Source organism: Thiolapillus sp., assembly GCF_048562965.1.
GTDB lineage: Bacteria > Pseudomonadota > Gammaproteobacteria > Chromatiales > Chromatiaceae > Thiolapillus > Thiolapillus brandeum_A.
In genome coordinates this window covers 1-8,343 of sequence record NZ_JBHNMF010000113.1, presented here as the reverse complement: position 1 = coordinate 8,343, position 8,343 = coordinate 1, and the positions used below count along the sequence as shown (strand labels likewise).

Annotated in this window: 10 protein-coding genes; 9 read left to right on the top strand and 1 reads right to left on the bottom strand. The window is 57.1% G+C overall.

The window, feature by feature from the left end:
* Positions 1–202: hypothetical protein (locus ACOCD2_RS08100; RefSeq protein WP_294030466.1), on the bottom strand; the 202-nt coding region annotated here is incomplete at its 3' end.
* Here ACOCD2_RS08100 and ACOCD2_RS08095 point away from each other — a divergent pair.
* The 9 genes from ACOCD2_RS08095 to ACOCD2_RS08055 all read left to right on the top strand — a co-directional run bounded on the left by ACOCD2_RS08095 (position 159) and on the right by ACOCD2_RS08055 (position 8,309).
* Complete coding sequence (locus ACOCD2_RS08095) at positions 159–764, top strand: TetR family transcriptional regulator (protein WP_293645113.1); 606 nt, start codon at positions 159–161, stop codon at positions 762–764. The two genes, ACOCD2_RS08100 and ACOCD2_RS08095, sit on opposite strands and share 44 nt — an antisense overlap.
* Before the next feature lie 100 nt (positions 765–864).
* The gene (locus ACOCD2_RS08090; RefSeq protein ID WP_293652484.1) at positions 865–1,410 is read left to right on the top strand and encodes a carboxymuconolactone decarboxylase family protein; all 546 of its coding nucleotides are present in this window, start codon (positions 865–867) and stop codon (positions 1,408–1,410) included.
* A gap of 196 nt (positions 1,411–1,606) precedes the next feature.
* A complete protein-coding gene (purE, locus tag ACOCD2_RS08085; protein WP_293647056.1) occupies positions 1,607–2,101 on the top strand; it encodes a 5-(carboxyamino)imidazole ribonucleotide mutase in 495 nt (164 codons plus the stop codon).
* Positions 2,098–3,186: a 5-(carboxyamino)imidazole ribonucleotide synthase gene (locus ACOCD2_RS08080; RefSeq protein WP_293647058.1), complete on the top strand. Its 1,089-nt coding sequence runs from the start codon at positions 2,098–2,100 to the stop codon at positions 3,184–3,186. Before purE ends, ACOCD2_RS08080 begins: the two co-directional genes overlap by 4 nt.
* Positions 3,187–3,231: 45 nt before the next feature.
* Positions 3,232–4,227: a calcium/sodium antiporter gene (locus ACOCD2_RS08075; protein ID WP_293647060.1), complete on the top strand. Its 996-nt coding sequence runs from the start codon at positions 3,232–3,234 to the stop codon at positions 4,225–4,227.
* A gap of 202 nt (positions 4,228–4,429) precedes the next feature.
* Complete coding sequence (locus ACOCD2_RS08070; RefSeq protein WP_293647062.1) at positions 4,430–4,720, top strand: YqhA family protein; 291 nt, start codon at positions 4,430–4,432, stop codon at positions 4,718–4,720.
* Positions 4,721–4,823: 103 nt separating this feature from the next.
* Positions 4,824–6,242 carry an acetyl-CoA carboxylase biotin carboxylase subunit gene (locus tag ACOCD2_RS08065; protein WP_293647064.1) on the top strand — a complete coding sequence of 473 codons (1,419 nt, stop codon included), beginning with the start codon at positions 4,824–4,826 and terminating at the stop codon, positions 6,240–6,242.
* An 11-nt stretch (positions 6,243–6,253) separates the two neighbouring features.
* Positions 6,254–8,074 (top strand): sodium-extruding oxaloacetate decarboxylase subunit alpha, encoded by a 1,821-nt coding sequence (gene oadA, locus ACOCD2_RS08060; RefSeq protein ID WP_293647066.1) that lies wholly within the window; start codon positions 6,254–6,256, stop codon positions 8,072–8,074.
* Positions 8,055–8,309, top strand: coding sequence for a patatin-like phospholipase family protein (locus ACOCD2_RS08055; RefSeq protein WP_293647068.1), 255 nt, complete (start codon positions 8,055–8,057; stop codon positions 8,307–8,309). Before oadA ends, ACOCD2_RS08055 begins: the two co-directional genes overlap by 20 nt.
* Positions 8,310–8,343: the final 34 nt, after the last annotated feature.

Below are 8,343 nucleotides of genomic sequence, written 5' to 3'. Positions count from 1 at the left end.
AATAGGTTGTCAAAGGCCGAGTCGATTTTGGGGACTGGGATGTCCCAAAATCTATCACGAGGCCGAAGACACGCTTGCCCCTCAAGCGGGCCAGATTGCTTGACAGGAGCTCCGGGAAGGGCGATACTCCATAAAAACCTACTGACTGGTCTGTTTTAGTGGCCCTATCCGAGAAAGCACAGGCAACCCGGGAAAAAATCATCGCCGCCGCTACAGAGCTGTTCTATCGGAACGGCTACCATGCCACGGGGCTGGACAAGGTCATTCGTCAGGCAGGCGTTACCAAGGGCAATTTCTACTACCATTTCCCCAGCAAAGAAGCGCTGGCCATTGCCACTCTGGACTGGCAATACGAAAGGTGGTCCGAAGAAATCAGGGAACAGGTATTTTCCCAACGCATCGATGCCCTGGAAACTCTCCTGAACCTTCTGGATTACATGGCTGACAGGCAGAAGAAACAGCATGAAGAAGGGCAGATACGTGGATGTTACTTCGGGAATTTTGCTCTGGAGCTCAGTACTGTCAGTCCGGCCGTACGTGACAAGGTGAATGCGGTGTTCTCCAGCTATGCGGCGTTGATAGAAGCACTGCTGCGCCATGCCCGGAAGAAAGGACAGATCCGTGAAAGTGTTGATCCCGGGCAGTTAGCCTCAGTCATTCTGGGACAGGTCGAGGGCGCCATCCTGTTGGACAAAGCCCGCCACCAACCGGGTAATTTCGACCAGAGTATCAAATTCATCAGGCAGTATCTGGAAACTGACTGAGTAAGCGGGGGAATTCCCCGGGAGAGGCAGGAAGACGGCCTGTTTTTTTTACCAACAAAAACAAACCGACAGGTCTGTTTTGTTATTGAGAGGAAGCATGATGGGTAATGTATTGATCGACCCGGTAATACCGGAAAAGGAACAGCGTCTCGCAGACAAGATCTTCAGTGGCGTGGAAGAGCGGCTGGGCTATGTGCCGGCCGGACTGCGACTGTATGGCATCAGTCCACATCTGTTGCAGTCCTTTTCAAGCGCCGTAGGGTATTTCATGGGACATGAACGTCTCAGCCAGAAACTGCTGAGCTTTATCCGCTATCTGGTTTCGTCGGAAGCGAACTGCCGTTTCTGCATTGATTTCAACCAGGGCATTCTGTTGAGCCTGGGGGTGACGGAACAGGAGTTGCAGGAAGCAAGAAGCAATCCCCGTGCAGCGCCCCTGGAGGAGCGTGAGCGTGAGCTTCTGCATATCGCCCTGACAGCAGTGGATAATCCGGAAGCAATCGATGAAACCCGGGTGAGTGCCGCACGGGAGATTGGCTGCAGCGACCGGGATATCTTCGAGGCGGTATATATCGCGAGCAACAACCGGGCGTTCACAACGGTGTTGAAGACCTTCAATCTGGAGCATCAGGAGGCATTTGCCTGAAGCGGAGCGATCCGGTGGGGAATGAACGGGGCTGCCCATCCAGGTGCCGGGCAGATGCCACCCCAGCCTTGTCAATAACTTAGGAGCTCAAATGACGTGGTCCTGCAAGCAGTGAGTCTGAAGGGGAAATCTGCTGAAAAATCAGGCATAATGCGCGTTTTTCCAACGATCCGCCCTGCGGGCAGAGAAACGGCTTATGCAAGCACTGGTTGGCGTCATCATGGGGTCCAGTTCCGACTGGGAAACCATGCGTCATGCGACAGAAACCCTGGAGAAGCTGGGTATCCCCTTCGAGAAGGAAGTGGTATCTGCCCACCGTACTCCCGACAAACTGTTTCAATATGCGGAACGGGCCAGGGAGCGGGGCATAGAGGTAATCATCGCCGGCGCCGGTGGCGCGGCGCATCTGCCCGGCATGGTGGCCGCCAAGACCAGCCTGCCGGTACTGGGTGTGCCTGTGCAGTCCAAGGCGCTCAATGGCATGGATTCACTGCTTTCCATCGCACAGATGCCTGCGGGCATACCTGTTGGCACCCTAGCCATCGGACGGGCAGGCGCCGTCAATGCCGCACTGTTTTCGGCCTCCATCCTGGGCAACAAGTACGCTGAAATCCAGTCTGCCCTGGATGATTTCCGGAAGCAGCAGACAGAAACGGTGCTCGCAAATCCCGATCCTGCAGCAGGCTCATGAAAATCGGTATCCTCGGCGGGGGGCAACTGGCGCGTATGCTGGCGCTGGCGGGTTATCCACTGGGACTGGATTTCACGGTGCTGGAACCCGCTGCCGATGCCTGTGCCGCACCGCTGTCCCGGCACATACAGGCTGCCTATGATGATGCAGAAGGTCTTGAAAGACTGGCGGCAGAATGTGAACTCATTACCTATGAGTTTGAAAGTGTGCCGGCAGATGCCGTGGAGAAACTGGATGCATCCCTGGACGTATTTCCGCCGCCTTCGGCTCTTGCCACGGCCCGGGACCGGAATCATGAGAAAACCCTGTTCAATGAACTGGGCATAGAAACCGCGCCTTTTGCAGAAGCTCATGATCTGCGGACCCTGCAGCTGGCCGTGGAAAATATCGGATTGCCAGCCATCCTCAAGACCCGCACCCTGGGTTATGACGGCAAAGGCCAGCAGGTGATTCGTCCCGGTGACGACCTGCGGTCGGCATGGGAAGCCATCGGTGAGGTGCCGGCGATACTGGAAGGCCTGGTGGACTTCGAGCGTGAAGTATCCATCATCGCGGTGCGCAGCGTATCGGGTGAAATGGCTTTCTATCCGCTGGCGGAAAATGTACACGAACAGGGCATACTGCGCCTGTCCACCTGCCTGCATGATGATTCCCACCAGCCTCTGGCGGAAGACTATGTGAAGCGTGTGCTGCAACGGCTGGACTATGTGGGAGTCCTGGCCATCGAGTTCTTTCAGGTAGGCTCCCACCTGCTGGCCAACGAGATGGCGCCGAGGGTGCACAACTCCGGGCACTGGACTATCGAAGGCGCGGAAACCAGCCAGTTTGAAAATCATTTACGGGCCATTCTCGATCTCCCGCTGGGCAGCACGGCGCCGGTGGCGTATGCAGCCATGGTGAATATCATCGGTGAACTGCCTGATACCCGTGTGTTCCTCGGGATGAAAAACGCCCATTTGCATCTTTATGGCAAGGCGCCCAGAGCAGGGCGCAAGATCGGGCATGTCACGGTGCGGGAAGCGACGGCACAGATGCTGCAGGAAAGCCTGACCCTGCTGAAAGAAACTGACCTGATTTCCTTTTGACCATTGGTGGATGATGCCAATTGAAGGATTCGAATGACACCTGACATGCTTTGGTTTATCGCGGCTGTGGTGGCGGGTCTGATGGTTCTGGTCTGGAGCGCTGATCAGTTTGTGGCCGGTGCTGCGGGTTTGGCGCGGGCGCTGGGCATTTCCACGCTCATCATTGGCCTGACCATCGTTGCCTTTGGCACATCGGCGCCGGAGATGCTGGTATCTGCCGTGGCTGCGCTGCAGGGAAACAGTGGCCTGGCGATCGGGAATGCCGTGGGTTCGAACATTGCCAATATGGCACTGGTGTTGGGCGTGACGGCGCTGATCGCTCCGCTGGCGGTCCATTCGCGCACCCTGAGCCGGGAATTCCCCCTGATGCTGGTCGTGATGGTGGTTTCCTGGCTGCTGTTGTCGAATGGTGAACTGTCGCGCCTGGACGGGATTGTGCTTCTGGCCGGCATACTGGCGGTGATCCTCTGGACGATTCATCTGGCGCGCATCTCAGGTGTCGAAGATCCTCTGATCGAGGAACTGACAGAGGAAATTCCCAAAGCCATGCCCAGGCGGCGGGCCTGGTGGCTGCTGTTGTCGGGGCTGGTGCTGCTGCTGGCCAGTTCCAAGCTGCTGGTGTGGGGGGCTGTGGGTATCGCCCAGTACTATGGTGTCAGTGATCTGGTGATTGGACTGACGATCGTGGCCATCGGTACCTCTCTGCCGGAACTGGCTGCATCAGTCGCTGCAGCACGCAAGAACGAGCATGATATCGCCGTGGGCAATGTGGTCGGTTCAAACCTGTTCAACATTCTGGCAGTGCTGGGTATTGCCGGCACCATCGGCCCCGCTGCGGTCGATCCTGCCGTGCTGTATCGGGATTTCCCTCTCATGCTGGCGCTGGCAGTGGCCCTGTATCTCATGGCAAGAGGCTTCAATCACAATGGCCATGGCCTGATAAAGCGCTGGGCGGGCATGCTGCTGCTGCTGGTGTTCCTCGGGTACCAGGCCAGCCTGTTTCTGATGGTGTCTGCCGCTGCCAGAACAGCGACCTCCTGATTCAGGTTCGTTTCAGGGATTTTCGGTATAATTCAATCCTTTGTGCGCGTAAAGATAATTTGAATCACTATGAAGGCACTGGAACACATTCTCGAAGTATTCATGTTCAACAGCCGTTGGTTACTGGCGCCTTTCTATGTGGGTCTGATTCTGGCCATCGGTTTGCTGATGGTGACTTTATTTCAAAGAGTTTCTGCATCTTGTGCCCATTTCCCTTTTTCACGAGCCGGGGCCGGAGATCGTGCTGGGAATTCTGTCACTCATCGATCTGGTGCTGGTGGCCAATCTGATGCTGATCATCGTATTCGCCGGATACGAAAATTTTGTATCTCGTATCGATGTGGCGGATCACAAAGACAGACCGGAATGGATGGGCAAGGTGGGATTCACCGACCTCAAGATCAAGCTGATCGGTTCCATCGTTGCCATTTCGGGTATCGAACTGCTGAAGCTGTTCGTCACATCAGTGAAGGTGTTTCCCAGCAGGAACTGATATGGAAGGTCTCCATTCACATTACGCTGGTCGTTTCCGGTGTGCTGTTCGCGCTGATGGGCAGAATCGGCGGCAAGACGCCGCATTGACAGGTAGATAAATCATGTTGCGAAAAATACTGGTGGCAAACCGAGGCGAGATTGCAGTGCGCATCATCCGTGCCTGTGCCGAGATGGGCATTCGCTCCGTGGCGATCTATACCGAAGCGGACATGTACAACCTGCATGTCAAGAAGGCCGATGAGGCTTTCAGCATCGGCGAGGATCCGGTGGCAGGCTATCTGAACATTCACCGTATCGTCAATCTGGCGGTGCAGACCGGTTGCGACGCCATTCATCCCGGTTACGGTTTTCTGTCCGAGAACGCTGATTTCGCTGCCGCCTGTGAGCGCCGCGGCATCACTTTCATCGGCCCCAGCGCGGAAGTGATCCGCCGCATGGGAGACAAAACGGAAGCCCGCAAAGCGATGATCGCTGCTGGTGTGCCTGTGACGCCAGGGACCGAAGAGAATCTGTCCGGTCTGGAAGAGGCGCTGGAAGTGGCGGAAGGTATTGGCTACCCCGTGATGCTGAAAGCGACATCCGGTGGTGGAGGGCGGGGCATACGCCGCTGTGATTCCCCCGAAGATCTCAACAAGAACTACGAGCGTGTGATCTCCGAGGCCACAAAAGCCTTCGGCCGGGCTGAAGTGTTCATGGAAAAATGCGTGGTGAACCCGCGCCATATCGAATTGCAGATACTGGCCGACAGTCACGGCAACTGTATTCATTTGTACGAGCGTGACTGCTCCATCCAGCGCCGAAACCAGAAACTCATCGAGATTGCGCCTTCTCCCCAGTTGGATGAAGGACAGCGCCAGTACCTGGGTGGCCTGGCGGTCATTGCTGCCAAGGCTGTGGGATATTACAGCGCGGGCACCGTGGAATTTCTCATGGACGAGAACGACCGCTTCTATTTCATGGAGATGAACACCCGGGTGCAGGTGGAGCATACGATTTCCGAAACCATCACCGGGGTGGATATCATCGAGGAACAGATTCGCGTGGCGGCGGGGCTGAAACTGCGTTTCAAGCAGCACGAGATTCAGCGCCGGGGTTATGCGATTCAGTTCCGGGTGAATGCAGAAGATCCCAAGAACAATTTCCTGCCCAGCTTTGGCCGTATCTCACGCTATTACGCGCCGGGCGGACCGGGAGTACGCACCGACACGGCCATCTATACCGGCTATACCATCCCGCCGTATTTCGATTCCATGATCGCCAAGGTGATCGTCTGGGCACTGACCTGGGAAGACGCCATCAGCCGGGGCGAGCGCGCCCTCAAGGACATGGAAGTGCACGGCATACGCACGACCAAACTCTATTACGAAGAGATACTGCACCATCCCCAATTCCGTGCCGCGAATTTCACAACATCCTTCGTGGAAGAGCATCCCGAACTCACCGAATACACCGAAAAACAGTGCAAGAGTGACATCGCCGCGGCCATCGCCGTGGCGGTAGCTGCTCATGCCGGCTTGTAGCAGGTATAACCATGTCAAAGATACAGATTACTGATGTCATACTTCGTGACGCCCACCAGTCACTCATTGCGACGCGCATGCGCACCGAGGACATGCTGCCCATCTGCGACAAGCTGGACAAGGTCGGCTACTGGTCCCTGGAATGCTGGGGGGGCGCCACCTATGACGCTTGTCTGCGCTTTCTGAAAGAGGATCCCTGGGAGCGCCTGCAGAAGCTGCGCGAAGCCTTGCCCAATACACGGCTGCAGATGCTGTTGCGTGGTCAGAACCTGCTGGGCTACCGTCATTACGCTGATGATGTGGTCAGGGCATTCGTGCTCAAGGCGGCGGAGGAGGGCATGGACGTGTTCCGCATTTTCGATGCCCTGAACGATATACGCAACCTGCGCACGGCTGTCGAAGCGACGAAGGAAGCAGGCAAACATGCCCAGGGAACTATCTGCTACACCGTCAGTCCCGTACATCATACGGAAGGCTTCGTGAAGATGGCCAAAGGCCTGGAAAAGATGGGGTGCGACAGCCTGTGCATCAAGGACATGGCCGGTCTGCTCACGCCTTATGCTACCGAAGATCTGGTGAAGGCCATCAAGGATGCGGTGGACCTGCCACTGCAACTGCATTCCCATGCCACCTCAGGTCTGGCGGAGATGTGCCATCTCAAGGCCATCGAGAACGGCTGCGACCGGGTGGACACGGCCATATCATCCTGGGCCGGCGGCACCAGTCATCCACCCACGGAATCTCTGGTGGCGGGTTTGAAGAACTCGGAATACGACACCGGGCTCGACCTGGAGCTGTTGCAGGAAATCGGCATGTACTTCTACGAGGTGCGCAAGAAATATCATCAGTTCGAAAGTGAATTCACCGGCGTGGACACCCGGGTGCAAGTGAACCAGATCCCCGGCGGCATGATTTCCAATTTGGCCAATCAGCTGAAGGAACAGAATGCCCTCGGGCGCATGACCGAAGTGATGGAAGAGATTCCCCGGGTGCGCAAGGATCTGGGTTATCCGCCGCTGGTTACGCCTACCTCACAGATCGTCGGCACCCAGGCCGTGCTCAATGTGCTCACCGGCAAGCGCTACGAGACCATCACCAACGAGGTAAAGCTCTACCTGCAGGGAGGATACGGTCAGGCGCCCGGCAAGGTGGACAAGAAACTGCGCCGCAAGGCGGTGGGCGATCAGGACGTTATCGAAGTCCGTCCGGCAGACTTGCTCTCTCCGGAGCTGGAGCATCTGCGCAAGGAGATCGGCGAGCTTGCCAAGTCCGATGAAGACGTACTGTCCTATGCCATGTTCCCCGAGATCGGCCGTCAGTTCCTGGAGCAGCGGGAAGCAGGAACCCTGCAGCCGGAACCCCTCGAACCGCCACCGGGAGACGGCCCCCAGGAGAATGCGCCCACGGAATTCAACATCGTGCTGCACGGTGAGACCTATCATATCAAGATGACCGGCGCCGGCCACAAGGGGCAGCCCGAGCGGCATTTCTACATGATCGTCGACGGTGTTCCCGAAGAAGCCGTGGTGGAAACCCTGGATGAAATCGTGCTCACCGGCGGTGCCGAGGGTGCGGTGAAAGGCGCTATCGGCGGGCGCCGGCCCAAGGCCACGAAGGAAGGCCATGTCACCACTTCCATGCCCGGCACCATCGTGGACGTGCTGGTCAGCGAAGGTGACACCATCGAGGCGGGAGAGCCGGTGCTGATTACCGAAGCCATGAAGATGGAAACCGAGGTGCAGGCACCCATCAGCGGCAAGGTCACCGGCGTGTTCGTGCAGAAAGGAGATGCGGTAAATCCGGACGAAGCCCTTGTCGAAATCGAACCCTGAAAATGTGCGTATCGGCCTGGCCCTGGGCGGCGGTGCTGCCCGGGGGTGGTCTCATATCGGCATTATCCATGCCCTCGATGAGCTGGGTTTGCGCCCTGATGTGATTACCGGCTGCTCCATTGGCGCCATCGTGGGAGCCGCCCAGGCAGACAGTAATCTGCAGGGTCTGGAGGACTGGATGCGGTCCCTGCGGCGTCGCGATGTCGCAGCTTTTTTCGATATCGGCTGGGGGTAACTACTCACCCCTAAGATGAGTACAAGCCTGCCTC